This window comes from Streptomyces sp. NPDC000151 (assembly GCF_040301705.1).
In the GTDB taxonomy this organism is placed as follows: domain Bacteria; phylum Actinomycetota; class Actinomycetes; order Streptomycetales; family Streptomycetaceae; genus Streptomyces.
On sequence record NZ_JBEPFC010000051.1, the window covers coordinates 1 to 19,621 of the forward strand.

Below are 19,621 nucleotides of genomic sequence, written 5' to 3' on the forward strand. Positions count from 1 at the left end.
CGACGACGCGGCGGGGCACACCAGCCGGCTGGAGGTGCCGGTGGCGCCCGCGGGCGGCGCACGGCGCACGGAGACCGCTCGGGCGCCGCGCCGCAGGACCCTCTTCGTCGTCCTCGCGCTGCTGGCCGCGCTGCTCGTGGGGACCGGCGTCTGGTACGTCACCACCGGCCAGTTCACGACCGTGCCGGCGGTACTGGACATGACGCAGGCCAAGGCCGAGCGGACGCTGCACGGCGCGGGCCTGGACGTGAAGGTGCGGCGGGCGTACAGCTCCACCGTGGAGCGCGGCCACGTGATCTCCACCGACCCGGAGAACGGGCACCGCATCCGGGGCACCGGCACGGTCACCCTCACGCTCTCCAAGGGCCCGGACATCGTCGCCGTGCCCGACCTGTCCGGCACCCCGGTCGCCGACGCCCGGCGCAAGCTGCGCGACCAGGGGCTGACCCCGGGGACCGAGCGCAAGGCGTTCAGCGACGAGGTGGCCAAGGGCTCGGTGATCCGTACGGACCCGGACGCCGGGGCGAAGCGGCGGCCCGGTACGGCGATCGCGCTGACCGTCAGCCGGGGCAGCGCGATCGACGTACCGGACGTGGTCGGCGACGACCGGTCGGACGCGGCGGCGGAGCTGCGGGAGGAGGGCTTCCACGTGAAGTTCGCCGCGGACCCGGTGTACTCGGAGGAGGACAAGGGCGCGATCGCACGGCAGTCCCCGGGGGCGGGCGAGAAGCTGGGCAAGGGGGACACGGTGACGCTCACGCTCTCCAAGGGGCCGCAGATGGTCGAGGTGCCGGACGTCGAGGGCCAGAAGGTGGACGACGCGAAGCAGGCACTGACCGCCGCGGGCTTCGAGGTCGAGGTGAAGAAGCCGTTCTTCTTCCCGACGGACACGGTCGACAGCCAGTCCGTCGACGCCGGCGACACCGCTCCGAAGGGCAGCACGATCACGATCACGCTGGAGAGCAAGCTGTGAGGCGTACCTGACAGCCGGGGACGCCCGGCCGCCTGGCACCCTTGAAGGTGTGAGCACTTCCCCGCAGCGCGCCCGTGAGCGCAATCCGATCGGCGGCCACATCCCCGTGGCCGGCGGTCTCGCCAAGGTCGGCATCCCGTACGCCCAGGAGATCGGCGGCGAGTCCGTCCAGGTCTTCGTCGCCAACCCGCGTGGCTGGGCCACCCCGCCCGGCAATCCGATGCAGGACGAGGCGTTCCGCGCGGCCTGCGCGGAGCGTGCCATCCCGGCGTACGTGCACGCGCCGTACCTGATCAACTTCGGCTCCCACAACCCGGTGACGGTCGAGAAGTCGGTGGAGTCGCTGCGGCACTCGCTGCGGCGCGGCCGGGACATCGGGGCGCTCGGCGTGGTCGTGCACACCGGCTCGGCGACCGGCGGGCGGGAGCGCGCCACGGCGCTGGCGCAGGTACGGGAGTACCTGCTGCCGCTGCTGGACGAGCTCACCCACGACGACGACCCGTGGCTGCTGCTGGAGTCGACGGCCGGGCAGGGCGCCTCGCTGTGCTCGCTGGCCGAGGACCTCGGGCCGTACCTGGACGCGCTGGACCGGCACCCGCGTGCGGGGCTCTGCCTGGACACCTGCCACGCGTTCGCGGCCGGGCACGACATGGCGGCGCCCGGCGGCACGAAGGCGCTGCTGGACGAGCTGGTGGACGTCGCGGGCGAGGGCCGCCTGAAGCTGATCCACGCCAACGACTCCAAGGACGTGGCCGGCGCGCACAAGGACCGCCACGAGAACATCGGTTCCGGCCACATCGGCGCCGAGCCGTTCCGCGAGCTGTTCCGGCACCCGGCGACCGCGGGCGTGCCGCTGGTGATCGAGACGCCGGGCGGCAAGGAGGGCCACGCGGCGGACGTGGCGCGCCTGAAGGAGCTGCGGGACGCCTGAGACACGTCCAGGGAGGTCTCGAGGATCTTGAGGAATACTCACGCACCCCACGCACCGGCCGGCTGGGCGATGGCCGCGCAGGCGACCCTGCACTGCCTCACCGGCTGCGCCATCGGCGAGGTCCTCGGCATGGTGATCGGCACGGCGCTGGGCTGGCACAACGTGCCGACGATGATCCTCGCCATCGCCCTCGCGTTCCTCTTCGGCTACTCGCTCACGCTGCGCGGCGTCCTGAAGGCCGGGCTGGACCTCCGGGCCGCCGTGAAGGTCGCGCTGGCCGCCGACACCCTCTCGATCGCCGTCATGGAGCTCATCGACAACGGCGTGATCGCACTCGTCCCGGGCGCGATGGACGCGCACCTGTCGGAGTGGCTGTTCTGGGGGACGCTGGCGTTCTCCCTCGCCCTGGCGTTCGTCGTCACCACGCCCGTGAACCGGTGGATGATCGGACGCGGCAAGGGGCATGCCGTGGTGCACCAGTACCACTGAGGCCGCCGGCGCCCCCGAAGGCCGTACGGCTCAGAGCTCCGGGCCGTCGCCCGGCCCCTCCTGGTACGAGTAGCGCTGCTCCTGCCACGGGTCCCCGAGGTTGTGGTAGCCGCGCTCCTCCCAGAAGCCGCGGCGGTCCGCCGTCATGTACTCGATGCCGCGCACCCACTTCGGGCCCTTCCAGGCATAGAGGTGCGGCACGATGAGCCGTACGGGGAAGCCGTGCTCCGCGGTGAGCAGTTCGCCGTCCCGGTGGCTGGCGAACAGGCTGCGCTCCCCGGCGAAGTCCTCCAGGGGCATGTTCGAGCTGAATCCGTACTCGGCCCAGACCATCACATGGGTGACATCGGGGGCCGGCGGCGCCAGGTCGAGCACCGTACGCGTCAACACCCCGCCCCATTCGGCACCCAGCATGCTGAACTTCGTCACGCAGTGCATGTCGGCGACGACGGTGGCATACGGCAGCGAGGTGAATTCCTCGTGCGTCCAGCAGTGCTTGTCACCGTCGGCCGTGGCGCCGAACACCCGGAATTCCCAGCGCTCGGGGCGGAACTTGGGAACGGGTCCGTAGTGCGTGACCGGCCATCCGCGCTGCAGACGCTGCCCCGGAGGCAGCTGAGGAGGCTCCTCTTCGCGGCTATCCGGCTGACCCATGCCTCCATGGTGTCAGACCGGGAGGGGTGCTGATGACCAGGGCGGGACCGATTCGGGCAACTCCCACTAAGCGTGCACTTACTGGACGCTCCGCGCGCCCCGGTGCAAGGATGCCCGGCACCTGTTCAGTCGACGTGTGAAGGAGCCCCGCAGTCATGCAGGGAGACCCCGAGGTCATCGAGTTCCTCAACGAGCAGCTGACCGCCGAGCTGACCGCGATCAATCAGTACTTCCTGCACGCCAAGATGCAGGAGAACAACGGCTGGCCCAAGCTCGCCAAGTACACCCGGTCCGAGTCGTTCGACGAGATGAAGCACGCGGAGATCCTGACCGACCGGATCCTCTTCCTGGAGGGCCTGCCCAACTACCAGCGGCTCTTCCACGTCCGCATCGGCCAGACGGTCACCGAGATGTTCCAGGCGGACCGGCAGATCGAGGCCGAGGCCATCGACCGGCTGCGGCGCGGCATCGAGGTCATGCGCAACAAGGGCGACATCACGTCGGCCAATATTTTCGAGAGCATCCTCGCCGACGAGGAGCACCACATCGACTATCTCGATACCCAGCTGGAGCTGGTGGAGAAGCTCGGGGAGCCGCTGTACATCGCGCAGCTCGTCGAACAGCCGAGCTGACGGGCCGCGGGAGCGCTCAGGCGGCTTCGGGGTACCGGGCGGGCGGCTCGACGATCTCGGTCGCGACCGGCTCGGTGACGGACGTCCCGGCGACGGCGGGCTCCGCCGGATCGGCGGCCAGCGGTGTCGCGTCCCCCTGATCGATCAGCGCGCGGCGGGGGCAGCTGCCCCGGCCCAGCAGGGCCTGTATGCGGCGTACGCAGCCGCCGCAGTCAGTGCCGGCCTTGCAGGCGGAGGCGATCTGGCGCGGCGTGCAGGCGCCCGTGCCCGCGTGCGCACGCACCTGCTCCTCGGTGATGCCGAAGCACGAGCAGACGTACACGCGGTTCACCCCCGTACCTTTCCCGTAGCTTCGGATGATCTTGAGTGAGGTTACCCTTACCTTACCCGCCTCGGCGGGCGCTTAACAACGCAGTGGGGCGCGGATCACAGAATCCGCGCCCCACCTTGCGTCTACGCGCCCGTCTACTGGTCCCGGTACATCTCCGCGACCAGGAATGCCAGGTCCAGCGACTGGCTGCGGTTCAGCCGGGGGTCGCAGGCCGTCTCGTACCGCTGGTGCAGGTCGTCGACGAAGATCTCGTCGCCGCCGCCCACGCACTCCGTGACGTCGTCACCGGTCAGCTCGACGTGGATGCCGCCCGGGTGCGTGCCGAGCGCCTTGTGGACCTCGAAGAAGCCCTTGACCTCGTCCAGCACGTCGTCGAAGCGCCGCGTCTTGTGGCCGGAAGCCGCCTCGTAGGTGTTGCCGTGCATCGGGTCGGTGATCCACGCGACCTGCGCGCCCGAGGCCGTGACCTTCTCCACCAGCGTGGGGAGCTTGTCGCGGATCTTGTCCGCTCCCATGCGGGTGATGAAGGTCAGCCGGCCCGGCTCGCGGTCCGGGTCCAGCCGCTCGATGAGCGCGAGGGCGTCCTCGGGCGTCGTCGTCGGGCCGAGCTTCACGCCGATCGGGTTGCGCACCTGGGCGGCGAACTCGATGTGCGCGTGGTCCAGCTGCCGGGTGCGCTCGCCGATCCACAGCATGTGGCCCGAGACGTCGTACAGCTTGCCGGTGCGCGAGTCCGTACGGGTCAGCGCCGTCTCGTAGTCCAGCACCAGCGCCTCGTGCGAGGCGTAGAACTCGACGGTCTTGAACTCCTCCGGGTCCACCCCGCAGGCGTTCATGAAGTTCAGCGCCCGGTCGATCTCGCGCGCCAGCGCCTCGTAGCGCTGGCCCGAGGGCGAGGACTTCACGAAGTCCTGGTTCCAGGCGTGCACCTGGCGCAGGTCGGCGTAGCCGCCGGTGGTGAAGGCGCGCACGAGGTTCAGCGTCGCGGCGGAGGCGTGGTACATCCGCTTCAGCCGCTCGGGGTCCGGGATCCGGGCCGCCTCGGTGAACTCGAAGCCGTTGACGGAGTCGCCGCGGTACGTCGGCAGCGTCACGCCGTCGCGGGTCTCGGTCGGCTTGGAGCGCGGCTTGCTGTACTGGCCGGCGATCCGGCCGACCTTGACGACGGGCACGGACCCGGCGTACGTGAGGACGGCGCCCATCTGGAGCAGCGTCTTGAGCTTGTTGCGGATGTGCTCGGCCGACACCGCGTCGAACGCCTCGGCGCAGTCGCCGCCCTGCAGCAGGAACGCCTCACCACGGGCGACGGCTCCCAGGCGCTCACGCAGCTGGTCGCACTCGCCCGCGAAGACGAGCGGCGGATAGGACTCGAGCTCCGCGATCACATCGCGCAGAGCCTCTTGGTCCGGCCAGTCAGGCTGCTGCGCCGCGGGCAGGTCTCGCCAGGTGTGGCCACCGGCGTGGGTTTCAGCGTTCACGGTCACCTCGTCAACATTACGGGGTCTTCGCAGGCGTCCAGTACGCCGACCGCAGTATGAGACAGGACCCACAGAGGAGGCCCGGCGGCGCGCCCGCCGACCCTCCGCGCCATCGGGTAGGGTGCACAGCATGTTCGCGCAGACAACCATGAACTGGTGGTGGACCGCTCTTCCGGCGGCCCACTGATTCGCGCGCACACCACAGACTTCGCGAAGGCCGCCCGAGGGGCGGCCTTCCGGCGTTTTCCGGGCCGTTCCTCTCCCCAGACCCTGTGTGAGAAGGACGAGGACCATGCACCTGCCCGAGCTGCTCGCCGATGACCGGCCCTTTGCGCTGCTGCGCCGCCGCACCCCCGGCCACGACCAGGACACGGTCGAGGTACTGATCGGCCCGGTCGCCGGGTACGACCGGCTCGCCGACCTCCCCGAGGGCCTGGCCCTGGTGCCGTTCCGGCAGATCCGCGAGCGCGGCTTCGACGTGCGCGACGACGGCACCCCGCTGGTCGCGCTGGTCCCCGAGGAGCGGTACGAGCTGCCGCTCGCCGACGCGCTGGCGCAGCTCCCGGACCACGCGGTACAGGTCGCCGGCGGCGGCTTCGACGTGAGCGACGAGGAGTACGCCGGGATCGTCGGGCGGGTGCTGGACCGGGAGATCGGCCAGGGCGAGGGCGCGAACTTCGTGATCCGGCGGACCTTCGAGGGCGAGATCCCGGGCTTCGGCCGGGCCGACGCGCTCGCGCTGTTCCGCCGGCTGCTGGCCACCGAGCGCGGCGCGTACTGGACGTTCGTCGTGCACACCGGGGAGCGGACGCTGGTCGGCGCGAGCCCCGAGGTACATGTCCGGATGAGCGGCGGCACGGTCGTGATGAACCCGATCAGTGGGACCTACCGCTACCCGGCCGGCGGCCCGACCCCCGAGGACCTGCTCGACTTCCTCGCCGACGGCAAGGAGATCGAGGAGCTCTCGATGGTCGTCGACGAGGAGCTCAAGATGATGTGCACCGTCGGCGACAAGGGCGGCGTCGTGATCGGGCCGCGCCTGAAGGAGATGGCGCACCTCGCGCACACCGAGTACGAGCTGCGCGGCCGGTCGTCGCTGGACGTGCGGGAGGTGCTGAAGGAGACGATGTTCGCGGCGACCGTGACGGGATCGCCCGTACAGAACGCGTGCCGGGTCATCGAGCGGTACGAGCCCGGCGGGCGCGGGTACTACGCGGGCGCGCTGGCGCTCATCGGCAGGGACGCGGGCGGCGCGCAGACCCTGGACTCGCCGATCCTGATCCGCACCGCCGACATCGACGCGGGCGGGCAGCTGCGGGTGTCGGTCGGGGCGACGCTGGTACGCGGCTCGGACCCGGCGAGCGAGGTCGCCGAGACGCACGCCAAGGCCGCGGGCGTGCTCACCGCGCTGGGCGTACGGGAGGCGCCGTCCCGCCGCGCCGACGCCGCGCCGCCGCGGCTGGCCGAGGACCCGCGGGTGCGGGCCGCGCTGGACGCGCGCCGGGCCGGGCTCGCGCCGTTCTGGCTGCGGATGCAGACCACCGCGCCGACCGCCGCGCTGAACGGCCACGCGCTGGTGATCGACGCCGAGGACACCTTCACCGCGATGCTGGCGCACCTGCTGCGCACCTCGGGGCTGACGGTGGAGGTGCGGCGGTACGACGAGCCGGGGCTGCGGGAGACGGCGCTCGCCCACGAAGGGCCGATCGTGCTGGGCCCGGGGCCCGGCAACCCCTCCGACGCGGCCGACCCGAAGATGCGGATGCTGCGCGCGCTGGCCGCCGAGCTGGTCCGCGAGCACCGGCACGGCCTTCTCGGCGTCTGCCTGGGCCACGAGCTGATCGCCGCGGTGCTCGGGCTGGAGATCGCCCGCAAGGACGTGCCGTTCCAGGGCGCGCAGGAGCGGATCGACTTCTTCGGGCGCGAGGAGACCGTCGGCTTCTACAACACCTTCACCGCGCGCTGCGACGAGGCGGCGGTCGCCGAACTGGCCATGCACCGCGTGGAGCTGAGCCGGGACCCGGCGAGCGGGGACGTGCACGCGCTGCGCGGGCCGGGCTTCGCCGGGGTGCAGTTCCACCCCGAGTCGGTGCTGACGCTGGACGGCGCGGCCCTCACCTCCCAGCTGCTGGCTGCCGTTCTGGTGTGAGCCGCCCCTCCGGGGTGCGCCGCCCCTCCGGGGTGACGAGGAGGTTCTCGCCCGCGCGGCCGGCCAGGTAGTCCTCGACGTTGCGGACCGTGGTGTCGAGGATCTGGCCGACCGCGTCCTCGGTGAAGTACGCCTGGTCAGCGGTGACCAGCACGTTCCCGAAGGGCATCAGGCGGGCGAGGGTGTCGTCCCGGACTCCGTCCAGGGCGACGCCGCGCAACCGTCCAGCCGTGAGCGTGCCGACGAGCGCCGCGGTGTCCACCAGGCCGTCGTGGCCGGAGTTCACCAGTACCGCGTCGTCCTTCATCGCGGCGAGCGCTGCGGCGTCGATGAGGTGCCGGGTGCTCTCCAGCAGCGGTACGTGCAGGGAGACCAGGTCGGAGCCGGCGAGCAGCTCTTCCTTGCCGACGTATGTCATGCCCAGCTCCGTGCAGGCGGGGTTCTCGACGACGTCCCAGCCGAGCAGCCGCATCCCGAAGCCGTGCGCGATCCGGGCGAAGGCGGCGCCGGTCCGGCCGGTGCCCAGCACGCCCGCGGTGCGGCCGAGCAGGTCCCGGCCCATCAGTCCGTCGAGCCGGAAGTCGGAGTCGCGGACGCGGCGGGCGGCCCGTACCAGCCGACGGTCGACCGCCAGCGCCAGGCACCAGGCGAACTCGGCGGCGGAGTGCGGCGAACAGCGGGAGACCCGGCCGATGGTCAGACCGAGGTCGGCGGCCGCGCACAGATCGATGTTGCGGTGGTCGGTGGAGCGCTGGGCGATCATCTTCGTGCCGCCGGCCGCCAGTTCCTGGAGCACCTCGGCGTTCAGGTCGGCGTTGCCGCCGACCGTGACGATCTCGTAGCCGGCCGCGATGGGGGCCGTGTCGCGGTTGAGGCAGACGTCGAGACAGCGGATCTGGTGGTGGCCGTCGAAGGCCCGCTCCAGCAGCGGCCGCTCGTCGACCTGGACACCGAATGCCAGGATTTCCACGCTTCCTCCCACCGCTCCCCGTATCGGGCGTCTTGAGGCGATGGGCCGAATATACGGCCCACCGCCCGGCGCCGCCGTACGGAACGGGCGGCGCCGCCCCTGCGCGCTACCCGAAGAAGACCCCGGCCTCGGAGTACAGCTTCGGGTCGACCGTCTTCAGCTTCGCGGTGGCCTCGCCGAGGGGCACCCGCACGATGTCCGTGCCGCGCAGCGCGACCATCGTCCCGAAGTCGCCGTCGCGCACGGCGTCGATGGCGTGCAGCCCGAAGCGGGTGGCCAGCCAGCGGTCGAAGGCGCTGGGGGTGCCGCCGCGCTGGGTGTGGCCGAGTACGGTCGTGCGCGCCTCCTTGCCCGTGCGCCGCTCGATCTCCTTGGCCAGCCACTCCCCCACCCCCGAGAGCCGGACGTGCCCGAAGGAGTCGGTGGAGTCGTCCTTCAGGACCATCTGGCCGTCCTTGGGCATGGCGCCCTCGGCGACGACCACGATCGGCGCGTACCGCACCTTGAAGCGGGACTCGACCCAGGCACAGACCTGGTCGATGTCGAAGCGCTGCTCGGGGATGAGGATGGCGTTGGCGCCGCCCGCCAGCCCGGAGTGGAGCGCGATCCAGCCCGCGTGCCGCCCCATGACCTCCACGACCAGGACCCGCATGTGCGACTCGGCGGTGGTGTGCAGCCGGTCGATGGCCTCGGTGGCGACGCCCACGGCGGTGTCGAAGCCGAAGGTGTAGTCGGTGGCCGAGAGGTCGTTGTCGATGGTCTTGGGGACGCCGACGCACGCGATGCCGTGCTCGGCCGACAGCCGCGCGGCGACGCCGAGGGTGTCCTCGCCGCCGATCGTGACCAGCGCGTCGATCTCCTGCTTGGCGAGATTCTCCCGGATCCGCCGGACGCCCTCCTCCTGCTTGAAGGGGTTGGTGCGCGAGGACCCCAGGATCGTGCCGCCGCGGGGCAGGATGCCGCGGACCGCGGGGATGTCCAGCGGTACCGTGTCGCCCTCCAGCGGCCCGCGCCAGCCGTCCCGGAAGCCCACGAACTCGTACTCGTACTCCTGGGTGCCCTTGCGCACCACCGCCCGGATGACCGCGTTCAGACCGGGGCAGTCGCCGCCACCGGTAAGCACTCCTACCCGCATCGCTTCTTCCCTTCGTCCCGTGCATGGACCGACGCGGGTCACGCTAATGGTGATCCAGGTCACCCAGGAGAGGGACGAGGGGCTGATTCCGGTGATTTTCCGGGGTGCGGGGCCGTGCCGTTCACTCGTACGAGCGGTCCGTGCCGGGGCGCTCAGGGCGTGTCGAGCCCGCGCTCTATCGCGTACCGGACCAGCTCGACGCGATTGTGCAGCTGGAGCTTGCCGAGGGTGTTCTGGACGTGGTTCTGCACCGTGCGGTGCGAGATGACCAGGCGCTCGGCGATCTGCTTGTACGAGAGGCCCTTGGCGACCAGGCGCAGCACCTCGGTCTCGCGCTCGGTGAGCCGGGGCGCGCCCGCTTCGTCCTCGGTGGCCGGGGCGGGATCGCTCGCCAGCCTGCGGTACTCCCCCAGCACCAGCCCGGCCAGGCCCGGGGTGAACACCGGGTCGCCGACGGCGGTGGAGCGCACCGCCTCGATCAGCTCCGCCGTGCTGGCGGACTTCACCAGATAGCCGGTCGCGCCGGACTTCACGGCCTCCAGGACATCCGCGTGCTCGCCGCTCGCGGACAGCACCAGGACCCGCAGCCGGGGGTTGGCGCCGACCAGCTCGCGGCAGACCTCGACGCCGGGCATCCCCGGGAGGTTGAGGTCCAGGACCAGCACGTCGGGCCCGGCGGCCTGGGCTCTGCGGATGGCCTGCGGGCCGTCGCCCGCGGTCGCGACCACGTCGAGCCCGGCCTCGGCCAGGTCCCTGGCCACCGCGTCCCGCCACATCGGATGGTCGTCGACCACCATGACCTTCACGCCCTGCGGCTCACTCATGCGCCTGCCTTCGCCCGTCGTCCGCCCTCGGGCGCCCCGCCCTTGGGAACCGTCAGCTCCACTTCCGTGCCCTGGCCGGGGACCGAGATCCACTCGGCGCGGCCGCCGAGGTCCCGCAGCCGCCCCCGGATGGAGAGCGCGGCCCCGAGCCGGCCCTCGCGCTCGGCGTCGGCGAGCCGGCCCTCGGGGATGCCCGGGCCGTCGTCCCGCACCGTCACGAGCACCGCCTCCGGCTCGTCCTCGACCAGGATCCACGCGTGGGCGCCGGCCCCCGCGTGCACCCGTACATTGTCCAACGCGGCACTGACAGCGGCGGCCAGCTCCGCCGCACGCGCCGCCGCCAGCCACACCGGGGCGCCCGGCTCGGAGAAGGTGACCCCGGCGCCCGCGTGCGGCGCGAGCAGCGCCCGCACGTCGCACGGCTCGTCGGCGAGCGCCTCCTCCCCCTCGGGCACGCAGTTGTCCCCGTACGAGGGCCCGTCCGCCTCGCCGTCCTCGTGCGGCGTGCCCGCCGTGCCCGCCGCGTCCGGAGCCGTCGCCCGCCGCTTCGCGGGCACCAGCCCGCTGGAGACCAGCGTGCGCAGCGCGACCTCCTGCTCGCCCGCCATCCTGCCCAGCTCCGCCGCCTCGCCGCCGAGCGCGGCGCCGCGCCGCTGCACCATCGCCAGCACCTGGAGCACGCTGTCGTGGATGTCGCGGGCCAGCCGCTCGCGCTCGCGGGTGGCCGCCTCGATCTGCAGGGCGCGCGCGAGCGTGCGCTCACTGGCCCTGGCGACCTCGACGACGTAACCGATCGCCACGCTCGCGACCCACACCAGCAGCACGTTGTGGACGGTGTCGCGGGCGAACTCCTGGCGCTCGACGAGGTTGGCCACCGCCACCACGGAGGAGGCGCCGGCCGCCCAGCGCCAGCCGCCCTTGATCGCGAAGCCCAGCGCCGCCCCGGCCGTCCATATCGACGGCAGCGTGGGCGCGCCGCCCACGATCCGCGCGTGGGTGTCGACGAGCGGCGTGAGCAGGATGCCGGCGACCGCGAACGCGAGGTCGCCGAAGAGGAAGCGGCGGCTGCAGCGTTCGGCGGAGGTGGTGCAGCGCCAGGTCAGCACCATCCACAGCGTGAGCACCGCCATGTACGCGGCGCCGCCCAACGGATGCGCGTACTCGGTGTAGTTGAGGGAGAAGATCACCAGGGCGTAGACCAGGGTGAGCACGCGGTACCCCGTCAGCGCCCGCCACAGCGGGAGTTCGACGGACATCCGCAGCACCCGCGGCTGCCGGGCGCGGCCCCGCGCGCCCTCCGCCGTGCCCTCCGCCGTGCGCACCGCCGTTGTGCCGGCCGTCCCCGCCGCGGCGGGTATCCGGTCCTCCGCTGTCATCTGGCCACCCCTCGCCGGACGCCTAGGCGCCGGACTTCTTCGCCGCCTTCTCCGCCTCGGCCTGCTTCTTGGCGGCCTCGGCGATCTGCCGCTTGGCGGCGGTCGCGTAGATGTCGACGTACTCCTGGCCCGACAGCTTCATGATCTCGTACATGACCTCGTCGGTGACCGACCGCAGGATGAAGCGGTCGCCCTCCATGCCGTGGTACCGGCTGAAGTCCAGCGGCTTGCCGATGCGGATGCCGGGCCGGATCATCTTCGGCACGACCTTGCCGGGCGGCTGCACCTTCTCCGTGTCGATCATCGCCACGGGGATCACCGGCGCGCCGGTGGCCAGCGTCACCCGGGCCAGGCCGCCGGGCTTGCCGCGGTAGAGCCGGCCGTCGGGCGAGCGGGTGCCCTCGGGGTAGATCCCGAACAGCTCGCCGCGCTCCAGCACCTCGATGCCGCTCTTGATCGCCGCCTCGCCGGCGCCGCGCCCGCCGGAGCGGTCCACCGGCAGCTGGCCCACGCCCTTGAAGAACGCGGCGGTCAGCTTGCCCTTGACGCCGGGCGAGGTGAAGTACTCGGCCTTGGCGATGAAGGTGACCTTCCGGTCGAGCACCGCGGGCAGGAAGAAGGAGTCCGAGAAGGACAGGTGGTTGCTCGCCAGGATCGCGGGCCCCTCGGCGGGGATGTTCTCCAGGCCCTCGACCCAGGGGCGGAACGCCAGCTTCAGCGAGTTGCCGATGGAAAACTTCATTGCGCCGTAGATCAACGCCACTCCTTCTGTGTCCGACGCAAAGACCTTAACCCGCGCGGCGGCCCGCCTCCTCACCGTGCGTGGCACCGCCGCTCCCCGTACGGCACACCCTTCCCTGCGGACCTATCCGGGCGGCTGGGCTTTGCGTACCCTGCAGTTACCAGCTTCTCGCCGCAGGCCGGCGCTCCTCTTTCACCGAACACCTCGCCTTTACTGAACGCTTTCCCTTTACCGAACGGAGTCCTCCGGTGCCGCTCCTCCCCGGGGCCGAGCCGTTCCGCCATGAAGGCGGTCGGGTCGGCGTCCTCGTCTGCCACGGGTTCACCGGTTCCCCGCAGTCCGTCCGCCCCTGGGCCGAGTACCTCGCGGCCCGCGGCCTCACCGTCTCGCTGCCGCTGCTGCCCGGGCACGGCACCCGCTGGCAGGACCTGCAGGTCACCACCTGGCAGGACTGGTACGCCGAGGTGGACCGCGAGCTGCGCGCGCTGACCGGCACGTGCGACCAGGTCTTCGTCTGCGGCCTGTCCATGGGCGGCGCGCTGACGCTGCGGCTGGCCGCCCGGCACGGCGACGCGATCAGCGGCATGGTCGTGGTGAACCCGGCGAACAAGGTGCACGACGCGGCGGCCCCGCTGCTCCCGGTGCTGCGCCATGTCGTCCGTACGACCAAGGGTCTGACCAGCGACATCTGCCAGGCGAACGCGATGGAGACCGGCTACGACCGGGTACCGCTGCACGCCGCGCACTCCGTACGGCAGTTCTTCCGCCTGGTGGACGCCGAGCTGCCGCAGGTCACCCAGCCGCTGCTGGTGATGACCAGCCCGCAGGACCACGTGGTGCCGCCGGCCGACTCCGAGCGCATCATGAGCCGGGTCTCGTCCAAGGATCTGCGGCAGAAGCTGCTGGAGCGCAGCTATCACGTCGCGACGCTGGACCACGACGCCGAGCAGATCTTCGAGGACACCTACGACTTCATCGCGCGCCTCGCACCGGCCGTGAAGGGGGAGGGGACGACCACCAGTGGGGGAGCGTGACCCGCGCGATCCTCTGGACGAGGACGCCGCCTGGGCAGAGATCGTGGCCTCCTACGGGGAGGAGCCGGCCTTTCCCGCGCCGGAGGACCGGCCGTCCGCGCCCGTCTCGGTGCGGCCGGAGGCCGGCGAGCCGGAGCGCCCGGTGACCGACCTGGACCTGGAGAAGGGCTTCAACCTGGAGCCGGAGCCGCGGCCCGAGCCGCAGTCCGAGCCGCAGCCGGGCGCCGGGGAGGCGGCGGGCGACGCGCCGCCCGCCGAGCGGCCGGAGAGCGGTCCCGCCGGCCGGCCCGGGGACGCCTCCGGCGACCGGCCCGGCAGCTTCATCGTGTACGCGCCGGGCGTCGGGCCGCGCGACTGGTCTGCCGACAAGCCCTCCGACGACGACTTCGACGAGGACGACGAGGACGGCGAGGGCCACTTCACACCGCCCGAACCGCCGCCGCTGCCGCAGGCCGACGTGACGACCAAGTTCGCCTGGATCGCGGTGCTGGGCGGCCCGCTGCTGCTGATCGTCATGATGCTGCTCCAGCAGCCGGTGACGTGGTGGATCACCACGCTGGGGATCGGCGGATTCCTGGGCGGCTTCGCGACGCTTGTCGCCCGTATGAAGGGCGATGATGACGATGAACCCCGGCCCGGGGGTGGTGCGGTCGTCTGACGGTGGCTCCACCGTCGTGGCTGGTCGCGCCCACGCGGCGGAGCCGCATATCGACACGCCCCGCGCCCCTTACGGGGCCGGTACCCGTAGCGCCGCCAGCACCGGCAAGTGATCGGATGCCGCCCGCAGGTCGGCTTCCTCGACGCCCGGCAGGTCGATCGGTACGCCGCACGCCAGGACCTCGACGCCGGAGGTCGTGAACACCCCGTCGATGCGCTGGTGCGGATCGTGCGGCGTGGAGGTGTACTCGCCGCCCCAGGGCGCGGCCTGCCAGGCGTCCGTCAGCGAACCGGCCAGCCGCCGGAAGCTGCGGCCCTTGGGCCGGTCGTTGATGTCGCCGCCGGCCACCGCGTGCGGCGCGTCCAGCAGCGCGAGCCGTTCCAGGAGCAGCCCCGCCTGCTCGTACCGCTCCGCCGCGCTCAGGCTCAGGTGCGCGCTGAGCACGCCGAGCCGCGCTCCCCCGATGCGCAGCACCGCGGTCGCGAAGCCGCGCCGGTGCAGCCCCGGGGACTTCGGCAGCAGGATGTCCTCGGCGCGCTCCACGTGGGCGCGGAGCGAGGTGAGGATCAGCGGGCCGCAGGCGGTCGCGCCGCCCGTGGCGTACACCAGCTCCGATTCCCGGGCCAGGGCCGCCGCGGCCTTCCGCCAGCGGAAGAAGCGCGGCGCCTCCTGGATGAGCGCGACGTCGGGGGCGCAGGCCCGGATGACCCTGGCGAGCGCCGCCCGGTCGTCACGCATCGAGCGGATGTTGTAGCTGAGCACACGGACGACGGCCGAGCCGTCGGACTCGGTAACGGACCGCGGGAATCCGGCCTCGGTCTCCGGGCGCTCGGCCACCACCGCGTCAGCCCTGGCGCGCGAGGTCGGCGGCGCCGACCAGGCCGGCCTTGCCGCCCAGCTGCGCGGCGAGCACCTGTGCGTGCGGCCGCCACTGATTGCCGACCAGCCAGCGCCGGAAGGACTTGCGGATCGGGTCCAGGACCAGCTCGCCCTCGTCGGAGACGCCGCCGCCGACGATGAAGGCGGAGGGGTCGAAGAGCGAGGCGAGGTCGGCCAGGCCCGCGCCGGCCCAGCGGGCCAGCTCGCGGAACGAGTCGATGGCGACCGCGTCGCCGTGGCGCGCGGCCTCGCTGATGTGCCGGCCCTCGATGCCCTCGGAGGTGCCGTCGCCCAGGCTCAGCAGGACCTTGGCGTTCTCCGGGGTCGCGAAGGCGCGCTGCTTGGCGTACCGCAGGAGCGCGCGCCCGGAGGCGTACTGCTCCCAGCACCCCTGGCTGCCGCAGCCGCAGAGCAGGCCGTCGGGGACGACCCGGATGTGGCCGAACTCCGCGGCGACGCCGAAGCGGCCGCGGCGCAGCTTGTTGCCGATGATGATGCCGCCGCCGAGGCCCGTGCCGAGCGTGATGCAGATGACATCGCTGTGGCCCTGGCCGGCGCCGAACTTGTACTCGCCCCAGGCCGCGGCGTTCGCGTCGTTCTCCACCACGACGGGGAGGCCGACGCGCTGCTCGACGTTGTCCTTGAGCGGCTCGTGGCGCCAGTTGATGTTCGGGGCGAAGAGCACCGTGGCGCGCTTCTCGTCGACGTACCCGGCGGCGCCGATGCCGACGGCCTCGACCTGATGGCCGGCCCCGACGCTGCGGACCGCGTCGGCGATGGCCTCGGTCAGCGCCTGGGAGGTCGGCGGGGTCGGCACCTTGCACGTCTCGAGGATCGTGCCCTCTTCGTCGACCACGCCGGCCGCGATCTTCGTGCCGCCGATGTCGACGCCGATGGTGAGTCCCATGTGTCCCTCAGTTTTCCGGTCGAACCCCGCCAACGGACAACCGTACCGGAGCCGGGGGCCCACCGGAGGCCAATGGATCACCAGCCGGACACCTGACCGCCGCAGCGGACCTGTCGGAGAGGACCGGTCCGGGCCGGTCCTCCGATAAAGACCGGTCCGCTAGTCGAGGTCGATCCGCTCGCTGCCGCCCGCGCCCGCGGGGCCGTCGTCGTCGCGCGGTCCGCCGCCGGGGCGCTCCGGGCCTTCCGCCCGCGGGCCGCGTGCCGTGGCGTCCCGGTCGTCGGCGGCGCCCCGGGTCCAGCGGCGCTCGCCCGCCTCGACGGCGGAGCGGTAGGCGGCGAGCAGCTCGGAGCCGGCCGCCGCGAGGTGGTCGAAGACGTCGGGGTTGCGCTCGATAACCGGCTCGACGGCGGCCCTGGCCTGCTGGAGGAACTGGTTGACCGCGCCCTTCGCGGCCATGCCGCCGACCGCGCCGGGCAGCTGGATGCCGGCGAGCTTGTCGGTGACGGCCTCGGCGAGCTTGCGCAGCTCCTCGGCGGCGCTGCCCGGCTGCCGGCCGTGCTCGGTACGGTGGCGGGCCCGCTCCGCCGCCAGGTCCTCGGCGCATGCCTGTTCCCAGGCGTCGTGGTCCGGCCGGTGGGGGTTGTCGGCGGGGCGCTCGGTGTCATCGCTCATGACGGGCTCCTGGCGGCGGTACGTCGGAGTGCGGGTGCTTCCGACGTTACCGGAATGGCGGTACTCACCGGCCCCGGAGCCCGGGACCTGCACCGTTCGTTCATTGACCGGACGGCCCGCCGCGCTCTCGGGGCCACAGGTCGGGGTCGGGGGTGAAACGGACGTGCAGTACCCCGTCGCGCAGCCCGGCGCCGGAGACGGTGCAGCGGCGCAGCGCGGAGGGGAGCGTACGGATGCGCCGGAAGGGGCCGACCGTGATGATCAGTTCGTCGCCGCGGCGGACCAGGCCGAGGGCGTCACGGGCCGCGCCGGGCAGCGGCAGCCGCCAGACCAGCAGCCCGTCCTCGGCGAGGCGGTCCGCCACGGTCCCGTCGAGGTCCGCGCGGCGCGTACCGCCGTCCGTGGCACCCTCCGCGGCACAGTCCGCGGCGCCGTCCGGCCCGCCGATCAGCTCGGCCAGCTCGGCCAGCTCCGCCGTCCCGCGGGGATCGCGGCCCAGGTGCGGTACCTCGTGCACCGGCACCCCGGCGAACTCCTCCCGCAGCTCCTTCAGGGCGGCCTGCTGCTGACCGGAGAGTCCGGCCAGGAACGGGTCGGCGGAGCCTGCGGGCAGCAGCCGGTTGGCGACCACGGCGTCCAGCCGGTGGCCGAAGAGGGCGAGGCCGGCGCGGGTGGTGCGCAGGTCGGCGGCGCCGGCCGGGCCGGGCTCGACGACCAGCCGGACGCTGGTGCCCGGGTCCTCGATGACCGCCTGCACGGCGGCCAGTTCGCCTTCCCAGCGCGCGGCGGTCTCGTACACCTTCTGCGCGGGCATCGGGACCCCGGCGAGCTGGGCGAGCACCGGGCGCAGCGCGCGGGCCGCCTGCCGCTCGGCGGGCAGCAGCCGGCGCAGGCCCCGGCGGGCCTGCTCGGGCAGGGCGAGCAGCCGGACGGCCCGGTCGGCGGGCGGCAGGTCGACGACGACCAGGTCCCAGGCGCCGGCCTCGTGCGCGGCGCGCAGCGCGTGCAGCAGCGCGAAGATCTCCGCGCCGGGGAGTTCGGTGAGCTCGTCCTCGTCCAGCGGGGTGGCGCCCAGCAGGTCGAGCGCGGCCGCCGCGCGCTCCTGGAAGGCCAGGAACTCGCGGCGGAAGTGGTCGGCGGTGTCGACTCTCAGAGCCCACAGGCCGGGCGCGGGCTCGGTGGGCTCGCCGGTCAGCGGCGTGCCGAGGACCGCCTCGGGGACGCCGCTCTCCAGGGTGAGGAAGAGGACGCGCTGCCGCCGGGCCGCCGCGAGGGCGGTGGCGGCGGCGACGGTGGTGCGGCCCGCGCCGCCGGGGCCGGTGACGAGGACCGTGCGCACGCTCAGCCGCTCGCGGCCTCGTCGGAGGAGCCCGGGGCGCCGCTCTCGACGCGCTTCTTCAGGCCGGCCAGCGCGCGGTCGATGATGACCTTCTCGGCCTTGCGCTTGATCATGCCGAGCATCGGGATCTTGACGTCGACGGTGAGCTGGTACGTGACCTCCGTACGCGCCCCGCCGTCCAGCGGCGCGAGGCGGTAGGAACCGTCCAGGGCGCGCAGCATCTGGGACTTGACGAGCGACCAGGCGACCTCGTGCTCGCCGGTCCAGGTGTAGGCGAGGGTGTGGTCGTCCTTGATGGCGCCGGCGTCCAGCACGAGCCGGACCTGCTGCGCGCGGCCCTGGTCGTCCTTCTCCAGTACCTCGGCCTCCTTGACCTCACCGGTCCATTCCGGATAGCGGTCGAAGTCGGCGATCACTCCCATCACATCGGCGGGTACCGCCTCGATCGTGATGCTAGAGCTGGTGTGTTCGGCCATCGCCGTGACTCCTCCATGCCGATTCATGCCGGTGCGCCGACTCGTGGGGCCCGTGTCCGGACGGTGCGGACGACCGTGTCCGACCCTGCTGCTGAAGGCTACCGCGCGGCGGGGGCCGCCCCGACCCGCGGTCCGCGGGCGTGGCCCGGTGCGCCACGGGTGTCCACGGGTATCCGCGGGTGTCCACGGGCCGCGCGGGTCACCACTCCAGCGCGAATGGCGTCCCAGTGGCATTGAAATGCCCGACATTGATGCATTCTGTCCGGCCGATCCGCATCCGGCGGGACAGCGGCTGGTGGACGTGGCCGAAGAGGGAGTAGCGCGGGCGGGTGCGATGGATGGCGTCGAGGAGGGCGCGGCTGCCGCGTTCGAAGCGGCGGGCGACGGTGTCGTAGCAGAGGTCGGGGACGTCGGGCGGGATGTGGGTGCACAGCACGTCCACCTCGCCGACCGCCTCGACCTTCGCGGCGTACTCCTCGTCGCTGATCTCGAAGGGCGTGTTCATCGCGGTCCGCAGGCCGCCGCCGACGAAGCCGAAGACCCGGCCGCCGATCTCCACCCGCTGGCCGTCCAGGACGGCGGTGCCGGGACCGGCGAACTCCGGCCAAAGACGGGGGAGATCGACATTGCCGTAGGTGGCGTACGTCGGAGTGGGGAACGCGGCGAACATTTCGGCGTACTGCTTGCGCACCGCGCCCTCGATGGCGGCGTGCCGGTCCCGCCCCGCCCACAGCCTGCGGCCCAGCTCACGCGCCTCCTCGAAGCGGCGGGCCGTGCGCAGTTCGACGAGCCGGTCGGCGTTCTCGGTGCCGAAGAGGTCGGGGAAGATGCCGCGCGAGTGGTCGGCGTAGTCCAGGAAGAGGACCAGGTCGCCGAGGCAGACCAGGGCATCGGCCCCCTCCCCCGCGGTGGCGAGGTCCCGGCTGTTGCCATGTACGTCACTGACCACATGTACGCGCATACGGCTCA

General features: G+C 72.5%; 22 protein-coding genes. 8 read left to right on the top strand and 14 right to left on the bottom strand.

Annotation, left to right across the window (positions count from 1 at the left end):
• From ABT381_RS16650 to ABT381_RS16660, 3 genes are all read left to right on the top strand, one after another.
• Positions 1–973, top strand: a 973-nt coding sequence (locus ABT381_RS16650) for a Stk1 family PASTA domain-containing Ser/Thr kinase (protein WP_351594025.1), incomplete at its 5' end; no start/stop codon positions are given.
• A 49-nt stretch (positions 974–1,022) separates the two neighbouring features.
• Positions 1,023–1,904 carry a deoxyribonuclease IV gene (locus ABT381_RS16655; protein WP_351594028.1) on the top strand — a complete coding sequence of 294 codons (882 nt, stop codon included), beginning with the start codon at positions 1,023–1,025 and terminating at the stop codon, positions 1,902–1,904.
• A 69-nt stretch (positions 1,905–1,973) separates the two neighbouring features.
• Positions 1,974–2,393, top strand: coding sequence for a DUF4396 domain-containing protein (locus ABT381_RS16660; RefSeq protein WP_351594116.1), 420 nt, complete (start codon positions 1,974–1,976; stop codon positions 2,391–2,393).
• 30 nt (positions 2,394–2,423) lie between these two features.
• On the opposite strand, the gene ABT381_RS16665 is transcribed toward ABT381_RS16660, so the two are convergent.
• Positions 2,424–3,047: a sulfite oxidase-like oxidoreductase gene (locus ABT381_RS16665; RefSeq protein WP_351594031.1), complete on the bottom strand. Its 624-nt coding sequence runs from the start codon at positions 3,045–3,047 to the stop codon at positions 2,424–2,426.
• Positions 3,048–3,202: 155 nt separating this feature from the next.
• Between ABT381_RS16665 and bfr the strand changes: the two genes are divergently transcribed.
• On the top strand, positions 3,203–3,679 hold the full coding sequence (bfr, locus tag ABT381_RS16670) for a bacterioferritin (RefSeq protein WP_031056839.1): 477 nt from the start codon (positions 3,203–3,205) through the stop codon (positions 3,677–3,679).
• 16 nt (positions 3,680–3,695) lie between these two features.
• On the opposite strand, the gene ABT381_RS16675 is transcribed toward bfr, so the two are convergent.
• Entirely contained in the window at positions 3,696–4,010 is a 315-nt protein-coding gene (locus tag ABT381_RS16675; protein WP_351594035.1) for a (2Fe-2S)-binding protein, read from the bottom strand.
• A 134-nt stretch (positions 4,011–4,144) separates the two neighbouring features.
• Positions 4,145–5,494, bottom strand: a complete 1,350-nt coding sequence (locus tag ABT381_RS16680; RefSeq protein ID WP_351594038.1) for a class II 3-deoxy-7-phosphoheptulonate synthase — start codon at positions 5,492–5,494, stop codon at positions 4,145–4,147.
• A 124-nt stretch (positions 5,495–5,618) separates the two neighbouring features.
• Here ABT381_RS16680 and ABT381_RS16685 point away from each other — a divergent pair, with 124 nt between their 5' ends.
• The gene (locus ABT381_RS16685; RefSeq protein WP_351594118.1) at positions 5,619–5,675 is read left to right on the top strand and encodes a trp operon leader peptide; all 57 of its coding nucleotides are present in this window, start codon (positions 5,619–5,621) and stop codon (positions 5,673–5,675) included.
• 105 nt (positions 5,676–5,780) lie between these two features.
• Positions 5,781–7,637 carry an anthranilate synthase family protein gene (locus ABT381_RS16690; RefSeq protein WP_351594041.1) on the top strand — a complete coding sequence of 619 codons (1,857 nt, stop codon included), beginning with the start codon at positions 5,781–5,783 and terminating at the stop codon, positions 7,635–7,637.
• On the opposite strand, the gene ABT381_RS16695 is transcribed toward ABT381_RS16690, so the two are convergent.
• From ABT381_RS16695 to ABT381_RS16715, 5 genes are all read right to left on the bottom strand, one after another.
• Positions 7,603–8,607, bottom strand: coding sequence for an NAD(P)-dependent oxidoreductase (locus ABT381_RS16695; protein WP_351594043.1), 1,005 nt, complete (start codon positions 8,605–8,607; stop codon positions 7,603–7,605). The two genes, ABT381_RS16690 and ABT381_RS16695, sit on opposite strands and share 35 nt — an antisense overlap.
• Before the next feature lie 106 nt (positions 8,608–8,713).
• Entirely contained in the window at positions 8,714–9,742 is a 1,029-nt protein-coding gene (locus tag ABT381_RS16700) for a 6-phosphofructokinase (protein WP_351594046.1), read from the bottom strand.
• 152 nt (positions 9,743–9,894) lie between these two features.
• Positions 9,895–10,566 (bottom strand): response regulator, encoded by a 672-nt coding sequence (locus tag ABT381_RS16705; protein WP_351594049.1) that lies wholly within the window; start codon positions 10,564–10,566, stop codon positions 9,895–9,897.
• A complete protein-coding gene (macS, locus tag ABT381_RS16710) occupies positions 10,563–11,822 on the bottom strand; it encodes a MacS family sensor histidine kinase (RefSeq protein ID WP_351594120.1) in 1,260 nt (419 codons plus the stop codon). Before macS ends, ABT381_RS16705 begins: the two co-directional genes overlap by 4 nt.
• A gap of 142 nt (positions 11,823–11,964) precedes the next feature.
• A complete protein-coding gene (locus tag ABT381_RS16715; protein ID WP_351594123.1) occupies positions 11,965–12,684 on the bottom strand; it encodes a lysophospholipid acyltransferase family protein in 720 nt (239 codons plus the stop codon).
• A 248-nt stretch (positions 12,685–12,932) separates the two neighbouring features.
• Between ABT381_RS16715 and ABT381_RS16720 the strand changes: the two genes are divergently transcribed.
• Complete coding sequence (locus ABT381_RS16720) at positions 12,933–13,718, top strand: alpha/beta hydrolase (RefSeq protein WP_351594052.1); 786 nt, start codon at positions 12,933–12,935, stop codon at positions 13,716–13,718.
• Positions 13,705–14,376 (top strand): hypothetical protein, encoded by a 672-nt coding sequence (locus ABT381_RS16725; protein ID WP_351594054.1) that lies wholly within the window; start codon positions 13,705–13,707, stop codon positions 14,374–14,376. Before ABT381_RS16720 ends, ABT381_RS16725 begins: the two co-directional genes overlap by 14 nt.
• Before the next feature lie 69 nt (positions 14,377–14,445).
• Here ABT381_RS16725 and ABT381_RS16730 read toward each other — a convergent pair whose 3' ends face one another.
• From ABT381_RS16730 to ABT381_RS16755, 6 genes are all read right to left on the bottom strand, one after another.
• Positions 14,446–15,216, bottom strand: coding sequence for an endonuclease/exonuclease/phosphatase family protein (locus tag ABT381_RS16730; protein ID WP_351594057.1), 771 nt, complete (start codon positions 15,214–15,216; stop codon positions 14,446–14,448).
• A 4-nt stretch (positions 15,217–15,220) separates the two neighbouring features.
• The gene (locus tag ABT381_RS16735; protein WP_351594060.1) at positions 15,221–16,162 is read right to left on the bottom strand and encodes an ROK family glucokinase; all 942 of its coding nucleotides are present in this window, start codon (positions 16,160–16,162) and stop codon (positions 15,221–15,223) included.
• 159 nt (positions 16,163–16,321) lie between these two features.
• Positions 16,322–16,837 carry a DUF5304 domain-containing protein gene (locus ABT381_RS16740; RefSeq protein WP_351594063.1) on the bottom strand — a complete coding sequence of 172 codons (516 nt, stop codon included), beginning with the start codon at positions 16,835–16,837 and terminating at the stop codon, positions 16,322–16,324.
• A 100-nt stretch (positions 16,838–16,937) separates the two neighbouring features.
• Positions 16,938–18,176, bottom strand: coding sequence for an ArsA family ATPase (locus tag ABT381_RS16745; RefSeq protein WP_351594065.1), 1,239 nt, complete (start codon positions 18,174–18,176; stop codon positions 16,938–16,940).
• A gap of 2 nt (positions 18,177–18,178) precedes the next feature.
• Complete coding sequence (locus ABT381_RS16750; RefSeq protein ID WP_351594068.1) at positions 18,179–18,652, bottom strand: SRPBCC family protein; 474 nt, start codon at positions 18,650–18,652, stop codon at positions 18,179–18,181.
• A gap of 199 nt (positions 18,653–18,851) precedes the next feature.
• Entirely contained in the window at positions 18,852–19,601 is a 750-nt protein-coding gene (locus tag ABT381_RS16755; RefSeq protein WP_351594126.1) for a metallophosphoesterase family protein, read from the bottom strand.
• Positions 19,602–19,621 lie beyond the last annotated feature (20 nt).

Excerpts from the sequence above, each read along its gene's own strand:
- ABT381_RS16660 (WP_351594116.1), top strand. The coding sequence starts at position 1,974 with ATGGCCGCGCAGGCGACCCTGCACTGCCTCACCGGCTGCGCCATCGGC.
- ABT381_RS16665 (WP_351594031.1), bottom strand. The coding sequence starts at position 3,047 with ATGGGTCAGCCGGATAGCCGCGAAGAGGAGCCTCCTCAGCTGCCTCCG.
- bfr (WP_031056839.1), top strand. The coding sequence starts at position 3,203 with ATGCAGGGAGACCCCGAGGTCATCGAGTTCCTCAACGAGCAGCTGACC.
- ABT381_RS16690 (WP_351594041.1), top strand. The coding sequence starts at position 5,781 with ATGCACCTGCCCGAGCTGCTCGCCGATGACCGGCCCTTTGCGCTGCTG.
- ABT381_RS16700 (WP_351594046.1), bottom strand. The coding sequence starts at position 9,742 with ATGCGGGTAGGAGTGCTTACCGGTGGCGGCGACTGCCCCGGTCTGAAC.
- ABT381_RS16705 (WP_351594049.1), bottom strand. The coding sequence starts at position 10,566 with ATGAGTGAGCCGCAGGGCGTGAAGGTCATGGTGGTCGACGACCATCCG.
- macS (WP_351594120.1), bottom strand. The coding sequence starts at position 11,822 with ATGTCCGTCGAACTCCCGCTGTGGCGGGCGCTGACGGGGTACCGCGTG.
- ABT381_RS16715 (WP_351594123.1), bottom strand. The coding sequence starts at position 12,684 with ATGAAGTTTTCCATCGGCAACTCGCTGAAGCTGGCGTTCCGCCCCTGG.
- ABT381_RS16735 (WP_351594060.1), bottom strand. The coding sequence starts at position 16,162 with ATGGGACTCACCATCGGCGTCGACATCGGCGGCACGAAGATCGCGGCC.
- ABT381_RS16740 (WP_351594063.1), bottom strand. The coding sequence starts at position 16,837 with ATGAGCGATGACACCGAGCGCCCCGCCGACAACCCCCACCGGCCGGAC.
- ABT381_RS16750 (WP_351594068.1), bottom strand. The coding sequence starts at position 18,652 with ATGGCCGAACACACCAGCTCTAGCATCACGATCGAGGCGGTACCCGCC.